The organism is Roseivirga seohaensis subsp. aquiponti (genome assembly GCF_001267955.1).
Lineage (GTDB): Bacteria > Bacteroidota > Bacteroidia > Cytophagales > Cyclobacteriaceae > Roseivirga > Roseivirga seohaensis.
Window position 1 is genome coordinate 43546 of record NZ_JSVA01000013.1, and the last position, 26676, is coordinate 70221.

General features: G+C 40.8%; 24 protein-coding genes. 18 read left to right on the forward strand and 6 right to left on the reverse strand.

The window, feature by feature from the left end; translation table 11 throughout:
• Nucleotides 1–16: 16 nt before the first annotated feature.
• Nucleotides 17–1069, reverse strand: coding sequence for a WD40/YVTN/BNR-like repeat-containing protein (locus OB69_RS12340; protein WP_053224049.1), 1053 nt, complete (start codon nt 1067–1069; stop codon nt 17–19).
• Between the two features lie 7 nt (nt 1070–1076).
• Entirely contained in the window at nt 1077–1880 is an 804-nt protein-coding gene (locus tag OB69_RS12345; protein ID WP_053224050.1) for a hypothetical protein, read from the reverse strand.
• Nucleotides 1881–2139: 259 nt separating this feature from the next.
• Here OB69_RS12345 and OB69_RS12350 point away from each other — a divergent pair, with 259 nt between their 5' ends.
• From OB69_RS12350 to OB69_RS12420, 15 genes are all read left to right on the forward strand, one after another.
• On the forward strand, nt 2140–4308 hold the full coding sequence (locus tag OB69_RS12350; protein WP_053224051.1) for a TonB-dependent receptor: 2169 nt from the start codon (nt 2140–2142) through the stop codon (nt 4306–4308).
• 187 nt (nt 4309–4495) lie between these two features.
• Nucleotides 4496–5140 (forward strand): hypothetical protein, encoded by a 645-nt coding sequence (locus OB69_RS12355; RefSeq protein WP_053224052.1) that lies wholly within the window; start codon nt 4496–4498, stop codon nt 5138–5140.
• Nucleotides 5141–5203: 63 nt separating this feature from the next.
• Nucleotides 5204–5893 carry a DUF2306 domain-containing protein gene (locus OB69_RS12360; protein ID WP_053224053.1) on the forward strand — a complete coding sequence of 230 codons (690 nt, stop codon included), beginning with the start codon at nt 5204–5206 and terminating at the stop codon, nt 5891–5893.
• A 19-nt stretch (nt 5894–5912) separates the two neighbouring features.
• Entirely contained in the window at nt 5913–6941 is a 1029-nt protein-coding gene (locus OB69_RS12365; protein WP_053224054.1) for a sensor histidine kinase, read from the forward strand.
• Nucleotides 6938–7708 carry a LytR/AlgR family response regulator transcription factor gene (locus OB69_RS12370; RefSeq protein ID WP_053224055.1) on the forward strand — a complete coding sequence of 257 codons (771 nt, stop codon included), beginning with the start codon at nt 6938–6940 and terminating at the stop codon, nt 7706–7708. The genes OB69_RS12365 and OB69_RS12370 overlap by 4 nt, the downstream gene beginning before the upstream one ends.
• A 24-nt stretch (nt 7709–7732) precedes the next feature.
• Nucleotides 7733–8455 (forward strand): hypothetical protein, encoded by a 723-nt coding sequence (locus tag OB69_RS12375; protein ID WP_053224056.1) that lies wholly within the window; start codon nt 7733–7735, stop codon nt 8453–8455.
• A 138-nt stretch (nt 8456–8593) separates the two neighbouring features.
• The gene (locus OB69_RS12380) at nt 8594–8830 is read left to right on the forward strand and encodes a hypothetical protein (protein WP_053224057.1); all 237 of its coding nucleotides are present in this window, start codon (nt 8594–8596) and stop codon (nt 8828–8830) included.
• 169 nt (nt 8831–8999) lie between these two features.
• Nucleotides 9000–9608: a YkgJ family cysteine cluster protein gene (locus tag OB69_RS12385; protein ID WP_053224058.1), complete on the forward strand. Its 609-nt coding sequence runs from the start codon at nt 9000–9002 to the stop codon at nt 9606–9608.
• Between the two features lie 331 nt (nt 9609–9939).
• On the forward strand, nt 9940–10620 hold the full coding sequence (locus OB69_RS12390; protein ID WP_053224059.1) for a GNAT family N-acetyltransferase: 681 nt from the start codon (nt 9940–9942) through the stop codon (nt 10618–10620).
• Entirely contained in the window at nt 10610–11812 is a 1203-nt protein-coding gene (locus OB69_RS12395; RefSeq protein WP_245620815.1) for an argininosuccinate synthase, read from the forward strand. The genes OB69_RS12390 and OB69_RS12395 overlap by 11 nt, the downstream gene beginning before the upstream one ends.
• Nucleotides 11805–12758 carry an N-acetyl-gamma-glutamyl-phosphate reductase gene (argC, locus tag OB69_RS12400; RefSeq protein WP_053224060.1) on the forward strand — a complete coding sequence of 318 codons (954 nt, stop codon included), beginning with the start codon at nt 11805–11807 and terminating at the stop codon, nt 12756–12758. The genes OB69_RS12395 and argC overlap by 8 nt, the downstream gene beginning before the upstream one ends.
• A gap of 9 nt (nt 12759–12767) precedes the next feature.
• Entirely contained in the window at nt 12768–13895 is a 1128-nt protein-coding gene (locus tag OB69_RS12405) for an aspartate aminotransferase family protein (RefSeq protein WP_053224061.1), read from the forward strand.
• A 66-nt stretch (nt 13896–13961) separates the two neighbouring features.
• Nucleotides 13962–14903, forward strand: coding sequence for an N-acetylornithine carbamoyltransferase (locus OB69_RS12410; protein ID WP_053224062.1), 942 nt, complete (start codon nt 13962–13964; stop codon nt 14901–14903).
• 142 nt (nt 14904–15045) lie between these two features.
• Nucleotides 15046–15831 (forward strand): acetylglutamate kinase, encoded by a 786-nt coding sequence (argB, locus tag OB69_RS12415; protein ID WP_053224063.1) that lies wholly within the window; start codon nt 15046–15048, stop codon nt 15829–15831.
• Between the two features lies 1 nt (nt 15832).
• A complete protein-coding gene (locus OB69_RS12420) occupies nt 15833–16885 on the forward strand; it encodes a M20 family metallo-hydrolase (RefSeq protein ID WP_053224064.1) in 1053 nt (350 codons plus the stop codon).
• Between the two features lie 463 nt (nt 16886–17348).
• Here OB69_RS12420 and OB69_RS12425 read toward each other — a convergent pair whose 3' ends face one another.
• Nucleotides 17349–17864: a SixA phosphatase family protein gene (locus tag OB69_RS12425; RefSeq protein WP_053224065.1), complete on the reverse strand. Its 516-nt coding sequence runs from the start codon at nt 17862–17864 to the stop codon at nt 17349–17351.
• A gap of 61 nt (nt 17865–17925) precedes the next feature.
• On the opposite strand from OB69_RS12425, the gene OB69_RS12430 reads away from it, so the two are divergent.
• Entirely contained in the window at nt 17926–18117 is a 192-nt protein-coding gene (locus tag OB69_RS12430; RefSeq protein ID WP_053224066.1) for a cold-shock protein, read from the forward strand.
• Nucleotides 18118–18243: 126 nt separating this feature from the next.
• On the opposite strand, the gene OB69_RS12435 is transcribed toward OB69_RS12430, so the two are convergent.
• The 3 genes from OB69_RS12435 to rlmD all read right to left on the reverse strand — a co-directional run bounded on the left by OB69_RS12435 (nt 18244) and on the right by rlmD (nt 23924).
• Nucleotides 18244–19197: an aldo/keto reductase gene (locus tag OB69_RS12435; RefSeq protein WP_053224067.1), complete on the reverse strand. Its 954-nt coding sequence runs from the start codon at nt 19195–19197 to the stop codon at nt 18244–18246.
• A gap of 300 nt (nt 19198–19497) precedes the next feature.
• Nucleotides 19498–22416 carry an alpha/beta hydrolase family protein gene (locus OB69_RS12440; protein ID WP_053224068.1) on the reverse strand — a complete coding sequence of 973 codons (2919 nt, stop codon included), beginning with the start codon at nt 22414–22416 and terminating at the stop codon, nt 19498–19500.
• Between the two features lie 86 nt (nt 22417–22502).
• Complete coding sequence (rlmD, locus tag OB69_RS12445; protein WP_245620816.1) at nt 22503–23924, reverse strand: 23S rRNA (uracil(1939)-C(5))-methyltransferase RlmD; 1422 nt, start codon at nt 23922–23924, stop codon at nt 22503–22505.
• 140 nt (nt 23925–24064) lie between these two features.
• Between rlmD and OB69_RS12450 the strand changes: the two genes are divergently transcribed.
• Both OB69_RS12450 and OB69_RS12455 read left to right on the forward strand, forming a co-directional pair.
• The gene (locus OB69_RS12450; protein ID WP_053224069.1) at nt 24065–25657 is read left to right on the forward strand and encodes a SulP family inorganic anion transporter; all 1593 of its coding nucleotides are present in this window, start codon (nt 24065–24067) and stop codon (nt 25655–25657) included.
• 39 nt (nt 25658–25696) lie between these two features.
• Nucleotides 25697–26512, forward strand: coding sequence for an SDR family oxidoreductase (locus OB69_RS12455; protein ID WP_053224070.1), 816 nt, complete (start codon nt 25697–25699; stop codon nt 26510–26512).
• Nucleotides 26513–26676: the final 164 nt, after the last annotated feature.

A 26676-nucleotide genomic window follows, 5' to 3' on the forward strand; every position in this document is an offset into this window, starting at 1 on the left:
AATTCTGTGAGCAATCTTATTCCTTGAAGGCTAATTTTGCCACCGAGCCTCCAGGGCCCGAAGCATAGGCTGCCTTTTTGTCTTTGGATACGCTTACAGCATAATATTTACCTTCCATTGGAGCATAACCTTCCATTCCTTCTCTAAAGTAATCGCAACTTTCTCTGCCTACGGCCAAAACCAAATCATTGAAAATAGCAACTCCAGACCTGTAACCTTGTGGTTTTAAAGCAGCCATTACAGGAAACCACGATTTTCCACGGTCTAAGGTGTAAGCGCTATTGATTCGGGTAAGCGAATCTCCACGATAATCACCCCCGACCATAAGACCTTCGTTTTCATTTTTAAAGGCAATGGAAAAAATTCCAGCAGTGGATTCACCTGATTGAAGCGGTGTAATGGTTTTCTCCCAAGTTTCACCTCTATCGTAAGAATAAAAAAGACTAGCTTCTTCTCCGCCTAAACCTATATAAACATCTGAATTTCCATTCGTAATTAAGCAAGTGCCACTAGCCGCAAAACCACCCTGTCCATCTTTAGCAATCGGTCTTTGTTCGAAAGGAAGTTCTTGCCAGGTTTCACCACCATCTTTGGTTTTCAGAATTAGCAATCGGCTATCTACCGCATCGCCAAAAATGATTCCGTTTTGATCGTCCCAAAAATCCATAGCATCGTAGAAAGTGCCTTCCTTCATAGAAAAGTATTTCTGTTGCCAACTTTGACCGCCATCAGTGGTTTTGTAAATCACCGCTGGTAGGCCTGCACTCAATACAATGGCCGTATTCTCATCAAAGCCTTGAATATCTCTAAAGTCGATAGTGTCGGATGCTGGAACACTTACGTCTTCCCAAGTTTCTCCTCCGTCAATTGTTCTGAGCACAGTTCCTTTGGTGCCGCTGGCCCAGGCTACATTTTCTGTTACGGCATTTAGACCTCGTAAACTAGCTTTTGAACCAGACGTTTGTGCTTGCCAATAAGGGATTTGTGTTTTGCTTTCTTCTTCTTTTTTCTCTGAACTTCCACAGCCTAGTAAGAAGAGGATTGGAAATAAGTATATTAATTTCTTCATGGGGTTTTTACTGGTTTTTCAAGGCAGCCAAATCTGGCTTTTCTTGCGATTTATAAACAGAAGAAGGTAATTCATCAAATACCATAATATTGGTGAGTTGGCGTTCGCCTCGGTCTCCTGAAATTAAGATGTTGCCCATCTTTTGGTAATTTCTAAAAGGAACATTGAAGCCTTGGGTAGTGTCAGCCGCATTACGATAATAAGCCCATTGCTTAACCAAATGGTCTGTTTTATCTACCCATACCCAATAGCGGTTATTTGGAGTGTTTCCTACTTTATCGAATGTCAATTCAAGCTTATCTGCCAATACATCTTCATTGGTTTTTTCTTCCCCCAAATACTTTAATGTAACGCCCGAGTCTTTTAATTTGAAAGGCATAAGCAACCAATAGGAGTCGTTGATCCAAGCACTTTTACCTCTGCCAATTAGATTGTTTAATGTGTCAGAATCGGTGATTTCTCTTCCGTCTATAAATGCTTTTCCAGTATTATCATTAATGTTGATTAGGAAAGTAGTATTGCGCATATCAATGCGTACATCACCTGTCCATTTGTCCCAAACTAAATCACGAGCGCCAAAGAAATTCCATGCAATATGTCGGGTGTTGTCCCATGCTTTACGTCCCCCCATGGCTTCCATTACTTGATCGGCTACTTCAATGGCTTTTGGGTCAGAACCTTCTAGGTTAAAGCCTTCAGCTGGAGGGTTGCCATATTCAACATTTGTGGTTTCTTGAGTGGTTCCTGATCCACAGCTTTGTATTAAACAGACAAGTAAGAGCGAGAGGAAAAATAAGGTCTTGGTTTTCATAAGGTTTTGATTTGTTAGCTAAGATAATGGCTTGTGTTGAAAAACCATTAATGATGCTTATGATAGCATTGAATAAGTGATTCTAAAAACATAATAATTTTGGATTACGATGTGCTGACCTTAGTCACTTCCTTTTAGAACTCACAACTCATCCGTCCAATTCTACGATTCGGTAAGACTAATTTCAATTCGGAAACGGTGTATTGCACATTTGAGTCAACAACGAGCCCTTGGGGCTGAAACTCAAAAAACAACAACAATGCAGTGTTTCAAATTTATTATTCTTTTTGTGTTGGCCATTGCTTCCAATGCCAAGGCACAAACTGTTATTTCAGGAAAAGTAACAGACAATCAAGGAGCAGCAATCCCTTTTGCCAATGTGTACATTAAAGGATCATTTGATGGTGCAAACTCTAAAAATGACGGTTCCTTCAGTTTCCAAACAAGCGAGACAGGACAGCGAACCCTAATGGTAAGCTTTATTGGCTTTAAAACCTTCGAGAAAACACTTGAGTTGAATGGTCAACCAATTCAGGTCGATGCCATTTTAGAAGAGCAAATCAATAAAATTGATGGCGTTACGATTACAGCTGGGGCATTTGAAGCCAGCGACATCAAAAAAGTAACAGTACTCAAACCTCTCGATATTGTAACAACAGCCAGTGCGGCTGGTGATATTATGGGCGCAATAAACACTCTGCCTGGTACCGCCACTGTTGGCGAATCAGGAAGGTTATTCGTTCGTGGAGGCGAAGGCTACGAAACCAAGGTTTTTATTGATGGACTTGAGGTGAGAAATGCATTTGGTGCTACGGCTCCAAATGTGCCCACTAGAGGACGATTTAGTCCTTTTTTGTTTAAAGGAACCATATTTAGTACGGGAGGATATTCGGCTGAATATGGCCAAGCGCTTTCTTCGGCCTTGGTTTTAAACTCCAACGATATTGCCGAGAAAACCCAAGCTGATATTTCGGTAATGACGGTTGGAGGCGATTTGGCCTACACCAAAAAATGGGAGAACTCCAGTATTTCAGGCAAGGTTCAATACACCGATTTACGCCCTTATCAAGATATGATCAAACAGGATTTTGACTGGAAAGAGGCGCCTAATGGGAAAGTAGCCGAATTGGTTTTCCGACAAAAAATAAATGGAACTGGTTTATTGAAAGTATACACCAATATGGACATTTCGAACCTGAGCATTCGCCAACCCAACATCAATAATGGTGGAGCGAAAGACACCGTTTCGATTGGTAATGATTACTTCTATTTGAATACGAGCTACAAAGACATTATTGCTGATCGTTGGTCGGTTCGGGCTGGGGTTTCTACCACTTTGAACCAAGAGGAAATTGACTTCAATACTGATGAGATTGAGGAGGACGAAAAAGGCGTTCACGCTAAGCTCGCTTTTAACTGGGAAGCAGCCGAAAAGGTGAGCGTAAATATGGGGGCCGAGTTTTTCGCTAAGAAATACACCAATAAATTCAACATAATAAATGGACCAAATGATGCCTTCGATTTTAAAGAAAACATTACGAGCACTTTTGTTGAAACGGATTATTTCGCTTCGAATAAGTTTGTAGTGCGCACGGGATTGCGTTTAGAACACTCTTCATTATTGAGCCAAACGTGGGTGAATCCGAGATTAGCGATGTCGTATAAGCTGACAGAAAAAGGGCAGTTTTCGCTGGCCTATGGGCAGTATTTGCAATCTGCTCAAAACGACTATGCTTTGGTAAATCAGAATTTAAAACCAGAGAAGGCAGCGCATTACATTCTGAACTATCAATACATTCATAATGATCGTGTTTTCAGGGTAGAAACCTATTTTAAAAAATATGACGACTTGGTGAAGTTCATTGACGAGAATGATTTCAACCCTAATAATTACTCAAATGCTGGCTTTGGTGAGGCCAAAGGGGTGGATGTGTTTTGGAGAGATAGTAAGACCTTTGAAAATACTGACTACTGGATTTCTTACTCCTACGTGGATTCAAAAAGAGATTATCGAGATTTTTCGAGTTTAGCTACGCCTTCATTTGTGTCTAATCACAACTTCTCTTTTGTGGCCAAACATTTTGTTGTGCCGTTAAGAACTCAATTTGGAGCTACATATAATTTTGCTTCGAGCAGGCCATTTCACAACCCGAACAAGTCTGGTTTTCAGAATGATAAAACACCAACTTTTCACGACTTGAGTTTGAATGCTGCTTTCCTTATAAAACCGAATATCATCCTGTACATGTCTTCATCCAACATCTTCGGGCGCGATAATGTGTTTGGTTACCAATATGCAGGTCAAGCGAATGCTCAAGGTATTTATGAACGACAGGAGATAGGGCAAGGCGCCAAGCGTTTCATTTTTCTTGCCCTGTTCATCACCTTAACAAAAGATGGGCAAGAGAATCAGCTGGATAACTTGTAGTAGTTAGTATTTAGACATTAGATGAAATCCTTTTGAAATTTGAGTTTTGACCCTTTGAAATTTTACTTCATTACGGTTCATCCTGAAGATTCTACGGTTCGGTAACACTTTTTTTCTAGCCGCATTATTTCGCTGCACCTTAGTGTCATCATTAAAAAACGAACTCAAAACTTAAAAAAAACATAACATGAAAAAGCTTACAATTTTACTCGCACTTTTTATCACAAGTTTCACCTTAAATGCTCAAAACCAAGAGGCTTATATGAATGCCATGGTAAAGGGCTTACAGTCGATGGGGGCTGAGCGAAATTTAGAAAACCTACAAGCTTCAGCCGGTCAATTTGAACGTATAGCCTCCAATGCAAGCGACCAGTGGCACCCTCAATATTACGCTGCCCTTAGTTATATTAATGCTTCATTATTGGCAGAGGGTGTAAAAGCCAAAGACCAACTTTTAGATAAGGCTAAGCCATTTGTTGAAAAAGCGAAAGAGCTTGTGCCTAACAACAGCGAAGTAGTGGCTTTAGAAGGCTTTTATTTCATGGCGCAATTGGCGGCCGATCCAAACTCAAGAGGACAGTCATTATCGGGCTTGGCAACACAAACTTTTGGTTATGCCATGAAATTAAACCCTGAAAATCCTAGAGCAATGGCTTTAATGGCTCAAATGCAATATGGTACAGCACAGTTCTTCGGTTCTTCTACAGCAGGCGCCTGTGGTTTGGCGCAGAAAAGTATTCCTCTCTTTAATGCTGAAGAAAAAGGAAAAAGCTTTGATCCTACTTGGGGAATTGAAGTAGCTGAACAGTTAATGACTAGTTGCGGAAAGTAAAAACAATGGTGCTATCGAAAGTCGGTAGCACCTCATTTTTCTTCTTCCTTAAAAGATTCAATCATGGAAAAAGTACTCATCTTATCTCACGTAACTGCAGGCGTTACTGCTTTGCTTTCAGGAATTTTGGCTGCTTTTTTTGGTAGAAAAGGAGGTAAGATTCACCGCGCTGCCGGAAAGGTTTTCTTTTGGTCTATGGTTTGGATCTTCATTAGCGCAATTTTAATTGTAAGCTTCGTTAGGTTTAACTTCTTTCTTACCATCATAGCTGTATTTAGTTTCTATATGACATTCGCAGGCCAACGGGTATTGAAGCTCAAAAAAACGCTTCAACCATTGCTTATCGATTGGATCGCGGCTTTTATTGCCATTGCTTTTGGCTTAACTCTTTTTGGGGCGGGAATTAGGTATTTAGTCTTGAGCAATTTTTCATCAAGCTTTGGTTATCTGTCCATCATTTTCGGGTTTTTCACTGCCAATACCGCGTGGCTCAACATCAAAGGGTTTAGAAATACCAAACCCGATAAAATGTGGTGGTGGTTTGCCCATATGAATTTAATGGGAGGTGCATTTATCGCTAGCGTTACAGCTTTTTTAGTTCAAAATGGAGCCCTTTTTCAGGCCTTAGGAAATGTGGGGTGGTTACTTTGGGTTTTGCCTGCTGCCATAGGTTCGCCATTAATTGCTTATCATGCCAACCGTTACAGAAAACAATTTGGCGTTGGTAAATATGCCAACACATTGAAAGTATAAAATCAGTACTTTAGCCTAAATGGGATACCTCAAAACACTGAACTGGAAAAAGGAGATTAAGGAAACTGCGCTTATCGCATTGTTTGGAGGCCCCTCTGCCTATTTCTGGTGTAGTACCTGCTTTAGTGCTTGGAATGTAGCCCTTGCAGCAACGGCCATTTCTGCCATTCAGTGGATTTTACTCTGGCAAGGCAATGCACATGTTTCCAATTATCTTTCCTATAGAATCCCTTGGTTAGAAAACCCAAGTAAGCGATTTATTTGGGGAGTAATAGGCGTAATTGCATATACTCCTACAGCTGTTTACTCACTATATGTAGTGCTGAAATATGGCTTCGACATTGATTTGGGTGATATTAAATGGACCTTATTAATCTCTGTCGGAATTACCTTCGTTATTTCTTTTTTCTTGAATTCGGTTGAGTTTCTTAAGAACTGGAAGAAAGCCAGTTTGGATGCAGAAAGGCTAAAAAAAGAACAGATGGAGGCCAAATATGAAACACTCAAAAATCAGGTCAATCCACATTTTCTATTTAATAGCTTGAATGCGCTAACCAATTTGGTGTATGAAGATCAAGACCAAGCGGCCAAGTTTATTCGTGAGCTTTCAAAAGTGTATCGGTATGTTTTAGATACTCGTGCCCAAGAGGTAGTAAGCCTGAAAACCGAAATGGAATTTGTTAACTCTTACCTCTTTCTACAAAAAATAAGGTTTGACGAAAAGCTTCAGTTGATAATAAATATTGAAGATTTTGAACAAAAAATGCTTCCACCTATGGCCATTCAAATGCTTTTAGAAAATGCCATTAAGCATAATGTAATTGCTGAAGAAGAACCACTTACTATTCATGTTGAAATTGAAAATGGGGAAAAACTGGTGGTTCGAAATAACCTTCAGAAGAAGAATATTCCAGTAGATGAAAGTTCAGGTATGGGGCTTTCAAACATAAAATCTAGGTATGAATTCTTAAGCCCAATACCCGTGGAGGTGGTTGATGGGCCGAGCGAATTTATTGTGAAACTTCCATTATTAGCCTTTGAGAAATGAAAGTACTGATTGTTGAAGATGAGTCGATGGCGGCCAAGAGGCTGGCTAGCTTACTAGAAAAAATTAATCCAGAAATTGAAATACTGGCCAAACTCGATTCGGTAAAACGAACGGTGAATTGGTTAAAAGAAAATCCTCAGCCCGATCTTCTGTTCTTCGATATTCAGTTGGCAGATGGACTCAGTTTCGAGATTTTGGAGCAGGTAGAAGTTTCTTCCCCCATCATATTCACTACTGCTTTTGATGAGTATGCCATTCAGGCGTTTAAGGTAAATAGCATTGATTATTTGCTCAAACCCATTGATCCAGCAGATTTAGAAAGTGCTTTAGAAAAGTATGAAGCCAGATTTAAGCCCAGCGCACCTGAGCGAAACTCAGGTATGGATATGATGCTGATTCAGCAAGCCATGCAAATGCTGACAAAGCAATACAAGGAGCGCTTTGTTGTCAAAATTGGGGAGCATATTCACACCATTGCAACTTCAGAAACAGCATACTTTTTTAGCCAAGAAAAGGCCACTTACCTTCAAACTAAAGAGAAGAACCGATACATTATTGACTACACCATGGAACAAGTGGAACAGTTGGTAGATCCTCAAAAATTCTTCCGCATTAATCGTAAATACTTGGTTTCGCTAGAGGCGGTAAAGGATATTATCACCTATTCAAACTCTCGTCTCCGACTTATTTTAATTCATACAGACGAAACCGATGCGATTGTAAGCAGAGACAAAGTGCAAGATTTTAAAAAGTGGCTCGATCGATAATGCCTTTTTACCGTATATTCGGACATGCGTGTTTTATTATTATCAATTCTAATTGTTTTTTCTACCTCTCTTAGTGCTCAAAGCCTTAATGGAAATTGGCTATTAGCTTACATTAAGGCTTCTCCGCCCGAAATGGTAATGGGAGAAGACGGGGCAGTGTTGGAGTATAATGAGGGTGGTTATGACGATGAACAGAGCTTCATAGAACCTGGGCTTATGCTGTTGTCAGTGTTGCCGGGCAATAAGGCAGAAAGCTTCTATGCCGATGTGAAAGAAGAGTGGAAAGTGATTCAAGATGGAAAACAGGTGCGCTTCGAATCGTTAGAAGATACACTCTACGGAGGATTTAATACCGAAGGTATGCTTGTGTTAAAATCAACCATTGATGAAAGCCCAACAGACTATTTTTTTGTTGCTTTTTCTCCAGAAGTTGCTCCATTTGAGCTGACAAACAGTTCATGGAGTACCAATGGTAGTTCGGGGTTTTTTCAGAATAAAACCTTTGAATTTAGACCCAAAGGAGAGCTTTTTATTTGGGAAAACGGCCAACATGAAAAACGAGAATTCTACACCCATACTTTAGGAAAATACATGGCCATCGAGTTTTCTTCCGAAGTACTTACCGCTGGTTTTGGAATTATCTATGTAGAAAAAAGTAATGGGAATATGCTTACAGGTATTTCATTTTTAAGCCTAGAAGAAGGTGCCCTACCTGTGAGGTCACAGGTTGTTTTCACTAAGTTATAACCTCAATTAAAGAAATTTATGAGATAATTGGGAGAGTCTGAATTACTACCATATTTACATGCTGGAAAGATAATTGAACAATACCTTGGTGTGTATTATCATGAAGATTTTAGATGCTTAAGATATGTGTCATTTGGAATGAATAAGACTGGCTATTATGGGCTCCTTTTTGAGTTGTTTGATGATTCGGGGGAAGGCCTAGAGAGTATTTATGATTATTCGAGTGTTGAACCAGATAACCTAAGCGGCATAGAGTTTGGGCCTTTTGAATCATTCATGAATGTATTGGATGCTATAAGAGATGTAGTAAAACTGGATTCGAATAAATACTTGATATCTGGACAGCTAGATGAAGAAATTATAAAGACAAACTAATGATTATCAAGATGGATTTGAAATCTACTTAATCTTTGCACTGTTTCTTACACAATGACCTTCAGTTGAACACACTCTAAATCATTGGTTTTAAGAGTTTAAATTACCAAAAGTAAATATTTGAGCTAATGTTAAAGCAAAGGTTTTCTCCACTACCTTCGCAGCCCTTATGTCAATCGTCAGAAAAGTAAAATCGGTAGAAAAGATTTTTGCCGCTTTAGACCAAGAAATGAATTCACTTCGCGATAGAAGTGGTCTTCATTGTGTTTCGGGCTGTGGAAAATGCTGCTTCAAGGCCAATATTGAGGCTACTCCTTTAGAGTTTCTTCCTTATGCCCTTCACCTCTTCCTGACCAAGCGAATTGACGAAGTTTATCAAGGCCTGCTGGCGAATGAAAGCTTCATGTGTACGCTATTTAATCCAGTGAAGGATTCCTTAGACAAAGGAGGTTGCTCTCAGTACGCATATCGAGGTTTAATTTGTCGGCTTTTTGGTTATTCAGCTACACGCGATAAAAACGGCAAGCCAAAATTCATTACCTGTAAAATCATGAAAGCAGGCCAAGCAGATACTATTTCAAAGATTGAAGCAGATATGGAGGCAGGTATTCCCGCACCAATGATGAGTGATTATTACTTTAGACTTCGAAGTATTGACACCGAACTAGGTACTAAGATGATGCCTATTAATCAGGCAATTCGTCAAGCAATTGAAGTGGTGATGAGTTATTATGCATATCGCAGGCCACCAGCAGGTTATCGTAAATTGAGTGCGTAAATACTGCGTTTTGAACCATTTTTATTGGGTTTTTAAAATTCCTGTATAAAACCGTTGTCCATTCCAAACTTTTCATTTCCTTTGTCCCTCATTTCAGAATGAAGAACGAAGCGAACATATCATCAGCCGTAAACTTGACACTTCCTGTGTCTGAGTTTGCTGTATATACACCTAAGTTTTTTAGGCGCTAGTCGCCTCATATACATAGACTACCTATGCGGTAGTCAAGTCCCCAATATTACCTATATTCTTTTTCAAATTTTTAATCATATTTCCTTTTAGGATTTCTGAAAACATTGAGTCGTTTTCATAATCCAGAATTATAGTGAGAATGGAATCAACAAAATTCATAATAAGGGTAGCCACAGAAGAAGACACCCGCTTTACAGAAGATATTATTGAAGAAATTGCCAACTCTGCCAAAATTAGAGGCACTGGAATTGCGCGAAGAACCCCAGAATACGTATCGCTAAAAATGCGTGAAGGCAAAGCCGTAGTGGCGGTAACCGAAGCAGGCGAGTGGGCAGGTTTCTGCTACATTGAGGTATGGAGTCATGAAAAGTTTGTAGCCAACTCTGGGCTCATTGTATCTCATAAATTTCGTGGCTTAGGTTTGTCAAAACGTATTAAGGCAGCCGTGTTCAGGTTATCTAGGAAAAAGTATCCAACAGCAAAAATCTTCGGGCTCACCACAGGTGCTGCGGTGCTAAAAATCAACTCAGAATTGGGTTATAAACCCGTAGTATATTCTGAATTGACCCAAGACGAGGATTTCTGGAAGGGCTGTCAAAGCTGTGTCAATTACGAGATATTAAAAGCCAAAAACAGGTCAAACTGCATTTGTACAGCCATGTTGTACAATCCGGAATGGGAGAAAAACGTAAAACCTAAAAGAACCCAATGGGTAGAACGCGAGTTGGATAAAGACTTTAACTTGTTCAAGCGCTGGGTGAATTTTAAGAAAAATATTTTGTTGAAGGCAGAAGCCAAAAGAAAGAAAAATGATGAATAAGAAAAAAGTAGTTTTAGCCTATAGCGGAGGACTAGACACCTCTTATTGTGTGAAATATTTAAGCGAAGAACGCGGTTTAGAAATCCATTCGGTATTGGTAAATACGGGTGGTTTTTCTCAGCAAGAACTAGACGAAGTAGAAAAGCGCGCCTATGCAATGGGTGTGACTAGTCATAAAACTATAGAAGAAACTTCTAACTATTACTCAAGTGTAATCAAGTATTTGATTTTTGGTAACATATTGAAAAACAGTACTTATCCACTTTCTGTAAGTGCCGAAAGGGTGAGTCAAGCCATGGCAATTGCCAAATATGCCAAAACACTTAACCCAGAATATATAGCACACGGAAGCACTGGTGCTGGAAACGACCAAGTCCGTTTCGATATGATTTTCCAAACCTATTTACCCGATGCGGAAATCATCACGCCCATTCGAGATATGCGACTTTCGAGAGAAGAAGAAATCGCTTACCTGAAATCGAAAGGTGTAGATATGGACTTTTCGAAATCGGCTTATTCTATTAACAAAGGCCTTTGGGGAACATCGGTTGGAGGAAAAGAAACATTGACTTCTAAAGGTTATTTACCTGAAGAAGCTTGGCCCACTCAAGTAACCAAAACAGTGGAAGAGGATTTAGAATTGGGCTTTGTAAAAGGTGAGTTGAAATCCATAAATGGGAAGGAGTTTGAGCATCCATTTGAAGCCATTCAGGCTTTAGAGAAAATAGCAGCACCTTTTGGCATTGGTCGCGATATCCATGTGGGTGATACCATTATTGGAATTAAAGGAAGGGTGGGTTTTGAGGCTTCAGCGGCCATCCTTACCATCAAAGCACATCAGGCTTTGGAAAAACATATTCTCACCAAATGGCAGATTTACTGGAAAGACCAAGTGGCGGCATTTTATGGCAATTGGCTGCACGAAGGACAGTTTATGGATCCTGTAATGCGCGATTTAGAAAGCATGATGGAAAGCAGTCAGAAATTTGTAACTGGGAAAGCATTTTTCAAACTTTTGCCTTACCGTTATCAACTGATTGGAATTGAATCTGAGCATGATTTGATGTCGGCCAAATTTGGCAACTACGGAGAAATGAACAATGCTTGGACGGGTGATGACGTAAAAGGATTTGCAAAGATTTTCGGTAACCAAAGTGCCATTTATCACCAAGTAAATCAAGAAAATGATTAGAGCAGGAATAGTTGGAGCAGCAGGCTATACAGGAGGTGAGTTGCTGCGTTTACTGATTCATCACCCTCAGGTGGAGGTCAGTTTTGCCCACAGCCGAAGTCAGGTAGGTTTACCTATTCATAATGTGCACACCGACCTTTTGGGAGATAGCGAACTTTGCTTTACGGATCAGATCCATTTCGATATTGATCTGCTTTTCCTTTGCATGGGACATGGTGCTTCTTCAGAATTTATGAAGGAGAATCAAGTGCCAGATACGGTCAAGATTATTGACTTAAGCCATGATTTCAGAATGAGTAATGAAGCCGTTTATGGCTTGCCAGAACTCAATCGTGACGAAATTAAAAATGCCCGTTTCTTGGCCAATCCTGGTTGTTTTGCCACGGCCATTCAGTTGGCTTTGCTGCCTTTGGCCTATAACGGAATGTTGAGAGAAGTACACCTTTCTGGCATGACGGGCTCAACAGGTGCTGGAGTTCAACCTTCGGCCAGTACCCATTTTAGCTGGCGCGACAGTAATGTTTCGGCTTATAAAGTTTTCACCCACCAACACATGGATGAGACTGGGAAAAGCCTTCAACAGCTTCAGCCTTGGTTCGATAAGCCCATCAACTTTGTGCCTTACAGAGGAAACTTCACTAGAGGCATTTTTGTGACGGCCTATCAGCATTGCGAGTGGCCTTTGGAAGAAGCCATTCAGGTGTATAAGGAATATTATGAAGACCATCCCTTTACTTGGGTAAGCGATGCGGCCATTGATGTGAAACAAGTGGTGAATACTAATAAGTGTGTGCTTCATCTTGAAAAACACGGCAGCTATTTGGTGATCCATTCTGCCATTGATAACCTACTCAAAGGTGCTAGCGGTCAGGCCGTACAAAACATGAATTTGATGTTTGGTTTGCCTGAAAAACTAGGCTTGAACCTGAAACCAAGTGCTTTTTAATTAATAACTATGAAATTATTTGATGTTTATCCGCTTTACCCAATTGAGCCTGTGCGTGCGCTTGGAGCCAAACTTTGGGATAAAGAAGGGAAAGAGTATTTGGATTTATATGGTGGTCATGCGGTTATTTCAATAGGGCATACCCATCCGCATTACGTGAAACGAATTACAGATCAATTATCTAAAATTGGTTTCTATTCCAATGCGGTTCAAAATTCATTGCAAGATCAATTGGCCGAAGCGATGGGCCGAATTTCTGGCTACTACGATTACCAGTTTTTTATGTGTAGCTCTGGTGCCGAAGCCAATGAAAACGCATTAAAACTGGCCTCTTTTCATACTGGAAAACGCAAAATTATTGCGGTTGAAAATGCTTTTCATGGCAGAACTTCTGGAGCAGTTGCTGCAACAGACAATCCTAAAATCGTAGCGCCATTCAACAGTGGTCACGAGGTGGTTTTTGTGCCTTTGAATGATTTGGAGGCTTTAACTTCAGCTTTTGATGATGAAGTAGCAGGTGTAATTATTGAAGGCATTCAAGGAGTTGCTGGGCTGTATTCGCCAAACGATGCCTTTTTAGCCAGAGCTCGCGAACTCTGCGATAAGTATGAAGCCGTATTAATTCTGGACGAAGTACAGTCGGGGGCTGGAAGAACAGGTAAGTTCTTCGCTCATCAGCATTCTGTAGTTCGCCCCGATATTATTACCATGGCAAAAGGAATGGGTAATGGCTTTCCAGTGGGTTGTGTTTTGATTTCACCAGAAATTGAGCCTTGGCATGGCATGTTGGGTACTACTTTCGGAGGAAATCATTTGGCTTGTGCTGCTTCGCTTGCAGTTTTGGAAGTGATAGAGGAAGAACACTTACTCAAGAATGCTACCGAAATGGGCACTTACCTTGAAACCGAATTGAAGAAAATTGAACAAGTGAAGGAAGTCCGAGGAAAGGGCTTAATGATCGGTGCTGAATTTGATTTTGATGTGGCCGCTTTGCGTAAAGCCTTGATTTTTGAACATGGCATTTTCACTGGTTCGGCTTCAAATAAAAACACGATTCGTTTATTACCACCGCTGAACATTAGCAAGGCCGAACTGGATCAGTTTTTAGCCGCATTAAGTATAGAGTTAAACAAATAAGAGGTCAGAATTACGATCTCAAAATGTAGGAATGATTGAATTCATTTCCGCAACGAATAAAAAAGAATGAAAAATTTCACTTCAGTAAAAGACGTACAAAATATAAATGCACTGGTTGAAAAGGCTTTGTCGTTAAAGGCAAATCCTTTTCAAACCAAATTGGCCGAAGGCAAAAGAATCGGTTTGATTTTCTTCAACCCGAGTTTAAGAACTCGCTTGAGTTCTCAGGTGGCGGCTCAAAATCTAGGGGCTCAAGCCGTTGTGCTCGATATAGGGAAAGACGGCTGGGCATTGGAATTCGAAGATGGCGTGGTGATGAATGGCGATAAGGCCGAACACATTAAGGAAGCTGCAGCCGTGATGGGACGTTATTTCGATGTGTTGGGCGTGCGTACTTTTCCTGAATTGAAATCCAAAGAAGCAGACTACTCTGAAAAACTCTTGAATGCCTTTATCAAATATGCGGGTGTTCCTATTGTGAGTTTAGAAAGCGGTACCAGACATCCATTACAGAGCTTGGCCGATTTGGTAACGATCAACGAGCAATGGACAGCAACGCGCAAACCCAAAGTAGTGCTGACTTGGGCGCCACATGTAAAGGCTTTACCGCAAGCAGTTCCCAATTCTTTTGCAGAATGGATGGGAAAAGCTGACGTTGATTTCAGTATTGCCAATCCAGAGGGCTATGATTTGGCAGAAGAGTTTCGCCAAGGTGTACCAGTTTTTCATGACCAAGCAGAGGCGCTTAAAGATGCCGATTTTGTGTATGTGAAAAACTGGTCGTCTTATGATGACTATGGCCAAATTTTATCTCAGGATGAAAGCTGGACTTTCGGTTCGAAGCAATTGGAATTGACTGAAAACGCGAAAGTGATGCACTGTTTGCCCGTAAGACGTGGCTTGGTGATTAAAGATGAAATTTTAGATGGACCAAATGCCATTCATTTAGAACAAGCTGAAAACCGAGTTTACGCAGCTCAAGCGGTGTTTTACGAATTGTTAATGTAGCCCCATCCTTCCGAAACTTCGGAATTCCCCGAGGGGGAAGGCTTACAGACTGCCAGTTTGGAGAGATCCACTACACACTCGCAGTCTGTAAAGTCCCTATCCTAGGAGAGGGATTTAGGGAGAGGCCAAATAAATAAGAAAAATGAAAAAACTTACCATTGTTAAAGTTGGGGGAAAGGTCATTGATGAAGCATCGGCTTTAAATGCTTTTCTAAAATCGTTTTCAACTTTAGAAGGAGAGAAAATTCTAATTCACGGAGGTGGAAAAATTGCTTCCGACTTTGGTAAGAAACTAGGCATTGAAGCCAAAATGATTGACGGACGAAGAATTACCGATGCGGAAACCATTGATTTGGTGACCATGGTGTATGGTGGCTTGGTGAGTAAGCGAATTGTCAGTAAACTACAAGCCTTGAAAGTAAACGCCATAGGTCTCACTGGGGCGGATGCCAATGTAATTCCAGCCACAAAAAGACCCATTGGAGCAATTGATTATGGTTTTGTAGGCGATGTAAAGCCAGAAAATATCAATACTGAAATCCTGAAAAACCTTATCGATTCGGGACTAATCCCTGTGTTGGCACCTTTGACCCACGATGGCGAAGGTCATATGCTCAATACGAATGCCGATACCATTGCGGCTTCTGTGGCAGCTGCTTTGGCGCAGCAATTTGAAGTGAAATTGATTTACTGCTTCGAGCAACCTGGTGTGCTTTCCGATTTCGAAAATAAGACTGTAATTTCTGAAATTAAAAGGGCAGAAGTAGCAGGGCTAAAAGAGCGCGGAGTGATCAATGAAGGCATGCTTCCCAAAATGGATTGTGCTTTATTGGCCTTAGCTCATGGCACTAAATCGGTGAGAATCGGTTCTTTTGAAAACTTACCAGCCTTGGCCAATGACCAATCTGGAACCCTAATCAGCAATTAAAATGCAGTTATTCAACGAGGCACTCGATTTACTAAAGCAGCTTATTGCTATTCCTTCTTTGAGTAAAGAAGAGGATAAAACGGCTGATTTGATTCAAGCCTTTTTTCAGGGTAAAGAAATTTCAAGTCAAAGAAAGGGTAACAATATTTGGGTGAAGAACTTACATTTCGATGCCAGTAAACCCACCATTCTGCTCAACTCGCATCACGACACCGTAAAACCGAATGTGGGCTATACCAAAGATTCATTTTCTCCTGAAGTAGAAGACGGTAAGCTTTACGGCTTGGGAAGCAATGATGCTGGAGCCAGTCTGGTTTCTCTCATGGCTTGTTTTCTGAATTTCTATAATCAGCCTGACCTAAAATACAATTTGATTTTGGCGGCTACAGCCGAAGAAGAAATTTCTGGGAAGAATGGGGTGGAAAGTATTCTAGAAGAACTGGGCGATATAGATTTTGCCATAGTGGGCGAGCCTACTTTGCTTGATTTGGCGATAGCGGAAAAAGGATTGATGGTGTTGGATTGCGTGGCTACAGGAAAATCAGGCCACGCTGCCCGAAATGAAGGCGAAAACGCCATTTACAAAGCCATGAAAGATATTGAATGGTTTCGTACTTATGCCTTTGATGAAGTTTCGAAAACCCTAGGGCCAGTGCGAATGTCGGTAACGATGATTAATGCGGGCCAGCAGCACAATGTAGTGCCTGATGAATGCAAGTTTGTAGTTGATGTGCGCAGTACAGATTGTTATTCAAACACTCAAATTCTGGAGATTATCAGAGCGCACGTCAAATCCAAAGTGGAGCCACGATCTACCAGGTTGAACCCTTCCTCCATTCCAATGGATCATCCGATTGTTCAGGCGGGAATTGCTTTGGGTGGAAAAACGTATGGCTCTCCAACAATGTCGGATCAGGCGCTAATGCCATACCCTTCTTTAAAGCTCGGTGTTGGCGATTCGGCACGATCGCATACAGCCGATGAATTTGTTTTCATCCATGAAATAGAAGAGGGAATTGAGTTTTACATCCAACTTCTGAAACAGATTTTGTGATTTAGATTAGTCTTGAAGTTTTATCGGGTCGCCCCAATGGGGCTTAAGGTTCGTTAGCGGCTATTCTACAATCAGGCCGCCTCTACGAGGTTAGCTTCATCACGGATACATGGGGTGTCTTAATGGATTGGCTTTGTCCTCAGGTATGATTGGATTTTTGGAACTGTGGTATGCTTTAACAGCAATTTTAGCGGGTCGCCCCGATGGGGCTTGTTGGCGATTAGTGGATTATGTTACAAGCAGGCCACCTCTACGAGGTTAGTTTTCTTTAAGTCATAGATGTTTTTAACTGAGTTTATGTATTTTAAGTAGTAGTCTTTACTCTTTGGTAGGCTTGTGATCATAGATTCGATAATACAAACTACTCTAGTCCTAGTCCCAGCGGGACTTACCGTTTGTAGCTTAGGGGCAAATGAATAGATAATTTAGCTCCGTAGGAGCGACCCGTTTTTATAAGAGAAGATCATTGCTGCGATTTCGGGTAATCGTAATAAAACTGATGACCTTTAGTACTGTGAATATCTTTCCAACTTTCCATTTCAAACTCAATACCGCATACCGCACAGGTGGGTAGATTGTCTAAATCAAAATGACTGATTTCATTAATCAAGTAAGTCAACCCAGGGTTATGGCCAAAAATCATAACTGTGTTGTGCTGATCATCCACTCGGCTTAACAGCGCTTTAATGGTCCCGGTAGAAGCATGATAAAGCCTTTCTTCTTCCATAATGTAGGAAACAGGATAACCGATTTTAGCAGAAATTACTTTTGCCGTGGTCAATGCCCTGTTGGCAGGAGAGGATATGATAAGCGATGGTTTGATGCCTTTCATGGCCAGTCGCTGGCCCATATCTGGCGCATCATTTTTACCACGATGATTTAAAGGTCGCTCAAAATCAGATAGATGCGGATTGCCCCAACTAGATTTGGCATGACGAACGATATACAGTTTTTTATTGCTGGTTTTATTGGATTTCATAACTAATAGCTACATTTGCCGTAATACAAATAAAATTTTTAATTACTTATTACAATTTACAATGAATACAGGAGTAGTAAAATTCTTCAACAATGATAAAGGCTTCGGCTTTATCGTTGATGACGCATCTGGTGAAGAAATCTTTGTTCACGTTTCTGGTACAATCGATGCTATCGACAAAGACGACAAAGTTGAATTCGAGAAAGCAGAAGGTCGTAAAGGACTTAACGCTGTGAATGTCAAGAAAATATAGTTAAGAAATTATAGATTTTTGATTACTGAACCCCGACTGGTCGGGGTTTTTTTATAAATCATAAAAATACAGAAGAGGTTACACCATTGCTGATGTAACCTCTTCTGTTTTATAGGTTTGGAAAGTCTAATTATTCCAAAGGCCTTCAGCGGTATAACTTCCACCTTCTCGTTCCCAAAACTTACCGTTCAGGAATCGGTATCCTTTATCAAGCTTGTTCAGTTTGGCCATATCTTCTTTACTCAATTCAATTTTAGCCGACTTCAAGTTCTTCTTTAACCTTTCTGGATTTACCGATTTTGGAATTACGGCAGTGCCTCTGGCTTCCGCCCATTTGATTAAAATTTGAGCGGGGTGAACATTGTGAGCTTCAGCGATTTTCTTCACCACGTCATTTTCAAACATATCAGGTTCGTCAATCCCTTTCATTCCTTCGGCACGATCGCGCGACCCAAGCGGAGAGTAGGCCGTGTAATGAATATTGTTGTCAATACAGAATTGCAATAAGTCATTCTGAGCCAAATAGGGGTGCGACTCTACTTGGTTCATTTCAGGCTGAATAATGGCGGTTTCCATCAGCTTTTTCAACTTAGGAATATTGAAGTTTGAAACGCCAATATGTTTTACTAACCCCGCCTCTACACAAGCTTCCATGGCTTTCCAAGTGTCGGCAATGGGCATTTCGTCAATCGGAATAAAATCGTCAGCAGTTTTTGGATTGATGGCTTCTTTTTTATGAGCAATTGGCCAATGGATTAAATACAAGTCCAAATATTCGAGCTGTAATGCGTTCAACGATTCTTTTAAAGCAGGCATTACATCTTCTGGAGCATGGAATGAATTCCAAAGTTTTGAGGTCACGAAAAGCTCATCTCGGGTTACATCACCTTCGGCAAAGGCATCGGCAAAAGCGTTGCCTATTTCTTTTTCGTTTTGGTAAATCCAAGCGCAGTCAATGTGTCGGTAGCCTAGTTTTATGGCTTCTCTTACTGCCTTGTAAACCTCTCCTGGTTCAGACTTCCAAGTTCCCAGCCCGATGGCATCTAATTTATCTCCGTTTTTAAATATCAATTGGTTCATAATGCTTCTTTTATTTAAGTCTTAAACTAATCAAGTTCTTTGGCAGTTCAGAATTTTTGAATTTAGTAAGGCTTATTTTTTTTGAAGAGTACTTCCAAAAGCAATTCGCTTTTTAAATTTTAGAAAGGATTCTTCCTTCTAATTTTAACTGGTTGCCAAAGAATGGGAATAGCATTAATATTAGCTTTACCTTTAATATTAAGTTAAAAATCGCCACTTCATAAAAAGGTCACTAGCAAAAAAAATATCCCCCGATGTGTATCGAGGGATATGATGTTGAAAGCAATTTGGTTTTTAAATTTAGAAACCTCTTTTCTCTAAATGTTCATCTAATTTAAGGTTGTCAATTCCTTTTTCTAACCAGTCTGGGGCAGCATGGCCTTTTAAATGATGATTGAAGAATTCCATCATACGAACGCTATAATCCTTTCGGTTTTCAAGCTTGCTCAGTCCGTGATTTTCACCTTTGTATTGCATAAGTATCACCGGTTTTTTCAGCCTTCTTAAAGCTGAATAATACTCAATACCTTGGGTGAAATCTACTGCACCATCTTTGTCGTTGTGAAGCATTAAGAGTGGGGTATTCACTTTTTTCACATGGTACACTGGGCTATTTCGCTCGTAAGAATCCCAGTTTTCCCATGGGGCGCCACTAAACCTTCCTTGAGAAGCTTCAAAGATGGACATGTTTCCACCGCCAGAGTTCCAGTAGATTAAATCATACATCGAGATCATGTTCGTTAGAGGTGCTCCTGCCGCAGCCGCCTTGAACATGTTTGTTTGTGTAATGAGGAAAGAAGTTTGGTAACCACCCCAAGAATGACCATGAATTCCGATATTATTTTCATCGACCACACCCGTAGCGATGGCGGCTTTTACGGCAGGAAGTACTGCCCAAACCGCTGACATTCCCGGATCGTCTAGCTTGTAAACGATGTCTGGAATAAACACAGCATAACCATTGCTGGTGTAAACAGTAGGGTTCCAGCCTGTTCCGCTAAATCCTGGGTTTGCCCAATTATGGCGGGTTTGTGAAAGTTTCTCGTAATAGTAAACTATGGTTGGGTACTTTTTCCCTTCTACATAATTGGCTGGAAGAAATAATGCTCCTTGTAATGAATCTCCTTTGTCAGTCACGTAATCCACCAATTGTGTTCCGTCTGACCAAAGGTACTTTTCGGCATCAGGTGTGTTTTCTGTAACTTGCTTTGGTGAAGAAAGCGAGGCGTCCGTCATGTAAATTTCTGTTGGCATATTGAAGGTCTCTTTACTGAAGAAGAAGACATCAGCATTTTCAGCTTTTCTAAGGCCTCCAACATTAGCGTCTTCCCAGATTAGAGATTTCGCTCCAGAAGATAGGCCACCTTTTTTTGCTGGAGAAAGCAAGGAAATACCACTTTTTTTGTTCCATTCACCATAGGTTCGGACGTAAACTGGCTTAGTAAGGTCAATTCCTTTTTCCTCAGGATCAAGTCCAAACCTATACTGGTAGCGAATCTTTTTCGCTCTACCATCTTGAGTAAGGTTGATAGATGATGATTTGCCATTTAAAGGCACCTGCCAAATATCCCAACCATCTCGAAGTAACACATACTTGTCATCTGAACTCCAGCCTAAGGCGCCCACCATGGGCTTCTCTACATTATGGTCATCTTCAACGTCTACAAAGGTTACCGGAAGATTTTCCGTGATGTTTTTTGTTGATTTACTCGCTATATCGTAAACGAAATAATGTCCATCTTTTCCATACATCAGTTTGGTTCCGTCCGTTGAGGGTCTTGGTGATGAAGAATATGATGGAATATAGAATTTAGTGAAAAGCGTAGTTTTTTCACCTGTAAGTAAGTCTACGATGTAAAAGTCGCTGTACTGCTGCCCGTCTAGGTTAATGTCTAGTTCGTAAGCTTGAGCATCTGACCCCAAGGCATAACGATGTTTAGGTAGAATACTTAAATCTTTCATACTGCTGTCTTGTAAAGCGGTATGCTTAGCGGATGCCACATTATACATGGCCCAGAAGCTGTAATTTTTGTCCTGATTTGCCGTAACCTGCTGTCGCGACTGGAGTTTGCTGTCGTTCCAATGCCATATGGTCATATCTGGCTTATCAGTATTTGCCTCTTTCTTTTCTTGTCCTGAGTTCAGTTTGGCAATTGCTTTTTGCAGATCGGCAATCGACTTTATCGATGTGTCTGCCATGATTTTTTCCATGGCATTTGCTTCTGCCATTTTCACCGAATCTTTGTCCAGCTCTTTTTTATCATCTTTTTTCGTTAGTGTCAGTGGGTGAATGCCGTAAAAAAGTCGGGTTAAATCTTCTGACCACATTGGTCTTCGACTACCGCTTATTGTGTACGCTTGGTCAAAACCAATGTTGTCTTTCAGGGCATCATAAATGGTAACCTGTGGGTTGTTTAGGTTTTTCACTCCAATTACCTGACCGTGATCTTGTTTGTATTTTTTGTCTTCAACCATTTTTAAGGCAGCAAAAGCATCGCCTTTCTCAGTCCAGTTGATAGACTTGTAAGATGCCTTGTCTGAATCTAAGATTTGGGTGCTGTTGTTGGTCAAATTCAGCAGATAAAGGCCGTTGCCAGATTTATTGGCCGCATCAACAACATATGCCAAGTGGCTACCCGATTTATTGAACCTGAATTCAGAGACATTCCCCATGTTTTGAGATTTGCCAGTCTTTAAATGATGAATCAAAAGGTCAGAACCTTTGCCGTCACCATTTCCATCTTTAGCCAGGTTGATGGCCAAATGCGAAGCTGCTTTGCCGTTGAAAGAAAAGCTGATTACGTTTTCAAAAGTTGTCTTCTCATCTGTTCCTAATTCGATCAAAGTAAGTTTGTCTCGAAGCGGTTTGCCTTTTGAGGCCTTGTTTGCTTTGCTTTCAGCGAACGTAGGATACTCCTTAAACGCAATCCATTTCCCGTCATCACTAAAAGAAATCGAGGGGAAGTTTGTTGAGCCGATGGGGAATGATTTTTTTTCAGCACTTGGGTCAGAAATGTTTTGAAGGATAACCTCGCCATCTGCCTCCAAAGCCACGTTTCCGTAGGCAATCCACTTTCCATCTGGTGATACTTGAAAGCTATTGCTTTGCATGTATTTCCAAGTGGGAATATCTTGCCATGTAATGGGCTTTTTTTCTTGGGCCACAGCAAAACTTGCAAAGCAAAAAAGTGCTAAGAATGTGAGTAGTTGTTTACGCATGATTGAGTTTATTTGATTTTGAAAAGGAAGATAAAGAAAATTTGATGCGCTCACGAAGTTTTGGCTAATTTATCAGCCTTAAACGTTTATTTCCTTTCCAACAAAACCACATTCTCCACATGATGCGTTTGTGGAAACATATCTACTGGCTGTACTTTTTTAACGGTGTATTTTACATCGAGTAAAGCCAAGTCGCGGGCTTGTGTGGCGGGGTTACAGCTAACGTACACAATTTTTTCAGCCTCAATTTTGAGCAGCATTTCAATTACATCTTCGTGCATTCCTGCGCGTGGTGGGTCGGTGATGATCACATCCGGCCTATCATGATTAGACATGAAATCGTCATTGAGTAATTCCCTCATATCGCCTGCGTAGAATTCGGTGTTCGTCACTCCATTGATTTCTGAATTCAATTTGGCATCTTCAATGGCCGCTTCTACATACTCTAAACCAATTACTTTTTTAGCGTCTTTGGCAATAAAGTTGGCAATGGTGCCTGTGCCTGTGTATAAATCATAGACCACTTCGTCACCTTTTAAACCTGCATAATCTCTGGCAATTTTGTAGAGCTCATATGCTTGAGCCGCATTGGTTTGGTAAAACGATTTTGGCCCAACTCGAAACTGGACATCTTCCATGGCCTCAGTAATATGAGCTTCGCCAGAGTAAAGTTTCACTTCTAGGTCGTGGAAAGTTTCGTTGCCCTTATCGTTAATTACGTATTGTAAGGAATGAATATGAGGGAAGGAGGTTTTGATGTGCTCCATCAGCCCCATATTCTTTTCATGCTCCATGGCAAACTGAACAATCACCATCCATTGATCTAGCGATGAATTTCTGATGATCAGGTTTCTGACATTTCCGGTTCTTCGCTTTAAGTCGAAAAAAGGGACATCGTTTTCCAAACAGTATTTTCTTACCGAAAGCCTTATTTCGTTAGAAGGATCGGGTTGGTGATAACAGGTTTCAATGTCCAATATTTTATCAAAGCTGCCCGGAACGTGGAAGCCCAAACCTCTTCGGTCGAGTTCTTCGCCTGTGGCAATTTCATCTTGCGTTAGCCATTTCCAGTTTGAAAAGGTGTATTCAAGCTTGTTTCGATAATATTTGATTTTAGAAGAACCTAAAATTGGACTGACTTCTGGCAAAGGGATTTTACCAATACGTTCCAAATTATCAATCACTTGCTGGTGCTTGTATTTTAGCTGAATGTCATACGGAATGTGTTGCCATTTACAACCTCCACAAATGCCAAAATGCTGACAGAAAGGCTTTACTCTATCTTTTGAGTATTCATGAAAAGTAAGGGGCTTGCCTTCCATAAAATTCTTTTTCTTTCTGGTAATAAGAACGTCCACCACATCACCAGGCGCTACGCCTTCCACAAAAAGCACTTCATCGTTTACACGGGCAATGCACTTTCCTTCTGCTGCAATGCCTTCGATTTTTACTTGCTCTAGTACTTTTCTTTTTCCCCTAAACTTTGCCATGCGCGAAGATAATTTCATTCTGTGAAAGTCTAGTTACTCAATGTCAATTTTGATGATGAGTTACTTTTGCCGTGGTGTGATTTAACCAACAATTCATAGGTAAGTCTTTCTGTCTAAATGAAATGCCCTACCTTTGCAGGCTTATTACAAAAACGCATATGAATTTTAGAGAAGCATTCTCAATTGTTGACAAAAACAGAATCAGCGCCAAAAGTGATATTTTTTCAGGCTTAACAGTGGCTTTGGCGCTTGTGCCAGAGGCAGTTGCCTTTGCCTTTGTGGCTGGAATTTCTCCAATTGTTGGGCTTTATGGTGCCTTTATGATGGGTCTAATTACTTCCATTTTTGGTGGTAGGCCAGGGATGATTTCTGGTGCTACGGGAGCCTTGGCAGTAGTAATGGTATCGCTGGTAGCCGAAGGTGAGCTTATGGGCGAAGGTCAAGGCCTTCAGTTCTTGTTTGCTACTTTGATATTAACAGGCATTATTCAAATGTCGGCTGGTTTTCTAAAACTGGGCAAGTTCATCAGAATGGTGCCACATTCGGTAATGATGGGCTTTGTAAACGGTTTGGCCATTGTGATTTTTATGTCGCAACTGGGCATGTTTAAAGTAGGTGGCGAATGGCTTACAGGTCAGTCACTTTTTATTATGCTTGGTTTAACACTGCTGACCATGGCCATCATGGTTTTTATCCCTAAAATCAACAAGAATATTCCGGGTGCACTTGTAGCCATATTGGTAGTGTCGTTCATTGTAATTTTTGGAGGTATAGAAACCGAAACAGTAAAGAGTTTTATTCAAGCCGGTGGAGGCGATGGTATTAAAGCCGGACTTCCTTCTTTCAACGTACCAGTAATCGACCTGAACTGGGACACGCTAGCCTTTATTTTTCCATATGCTCTAATCTTGGCGGCCATTGGGTTGATTGAGTCTTTGATGACGCTTAATCTTTTGGACGAATTAACCGAAACCCGTGGAAGCGGAAACCGTGAATCGGTTGCGCAAGGCTTGGCCAATATGGTCAACGGATTTTTTGGTGGAATGGGCGGTTGCGCCATGATTGGCCAAAGTATTATCAATGTAAAATCTGGCGGAAGAGGTCGCCTTTCGGGCGTGGTTGCCGCGTTGGCTTTGCTCGCTTTTATTCTTTTTGGTTCAGAATACATTGAAATGGTGCCTATTGCAGCATTGGTAGGTGTAATGTTTATGGTGGTGATTGGTACATTTGCTTGGTCTACTTTTAAGGTTTGGAACAAAGTACCGAAGGCCGATGTCATCGTAATCATATTGGTAACAGGGCTTACTGTAATTTTCGACTTGGCCATTGCTGTTTTTGCAGGGGTAATCGTGTCGGCATTGGTGTTTGCTTGGCAAAATGCATTGCGTATTCGGGCGAGGAAATCAATTGACGAACACGGTATTAAGCATTATGAAATTTACGGACCATTGTTCTTTGGTTCCATTAGTCTGTTCAATAGTAAATTCGATATTAAAGAAGACCCGAATGAAGTGATTATTGATTTTGCTGAATCACGCATTGTCGATCAATCTGCCATAGAAGCCATTAATAAACTGGCAGAAAGGTATCAGAAGGAAGGAAAAACTATTCACTTGCGTCATTTAAGTAAAGATTGCTTAGCGCTAATTAAACGTGCCGAAGAAATTTGCGATGTGAATGTACTTGAAGATCCAGATTACTTTGTGGCGATTGATAACTTCAATAAATACAAGGCAAAGCTGGCCAATTAATGACGGTATAATTGATCGGTATTTTTTAACTTTCGATTCATGAAAAACAAAGTTGTTATCATCACAGGAGCTTCTTCGGGTATTGGAAAAGCATTGGCCATTGAGTTTGCTAAACTGGGCGCACATATTGTCATTACTGGTAGAAATGAAGCACGCCTCAATGAAGTAGCCGAAATTCTGGATGGCATGAAAACCCGAAATCTTTGTCTGCAACTGGATGTAGCCAAAGAAAAAGACAACGAGATTTTAGTCAATGAAACCCTAAATACCTTCGGTAAAATTGATATTCTGATCAATAATGCGGGTATTTCCATGCGTGCGCTTTTCGAAGAAATCGAAATGGACGTGTTCAAAAAAGTGATGGACATTAACTTTTACGGAACCCTTTACGCTACTAAATACTGTCTTCCTGAAATACTAAAAACCAAAGGCTCCATTGTGGGCGTGTCGTCAATTAACGGTTACAGAGGTACTCCAGCCAGAACCGCTTACACCGCTTCAAAATACGCGATGAATGGCTTTATGGAATCGCTGCGTACGGAAGTAATGCACAGAGGTGTTCATGTACTCGTGGCTTGCCCTGGCTTTACTGGAACGAATATCAGAAATGCCGCACTTACGGCTGACGGTACTTCCCAAGGTGAATCGCCTCGTGATGAAGGAAAGATGATGACTGCTGAAGAAGTAGCGCAAGGTATTATCAAGGCCATTCAAAAAAGAAAGCGCGACATTGTATTTACCAGCCAAGGTAAATTGGCCGTCTTCCTTAATAAATGGATGCCCGGCCGAATGGATAAAATTGTATTCAATGTTTTCGCTAAAGAACCAGACTCGCCTTTTTCTGCGAAAAAGTAGTTAAGAGTGATTAGTTGGTCAGTTATTAGTTGATCAGGGAATCAGTTATTAGTAAAACAGAAAACAAGTAAATCAGGAAATAATAAAGTAAAAAACAGTGAGGTGGGGAACTCAAATTGCTGGAAAAAACTCAGCCTTAACTGATTCCTGATTCCTGATTCCTG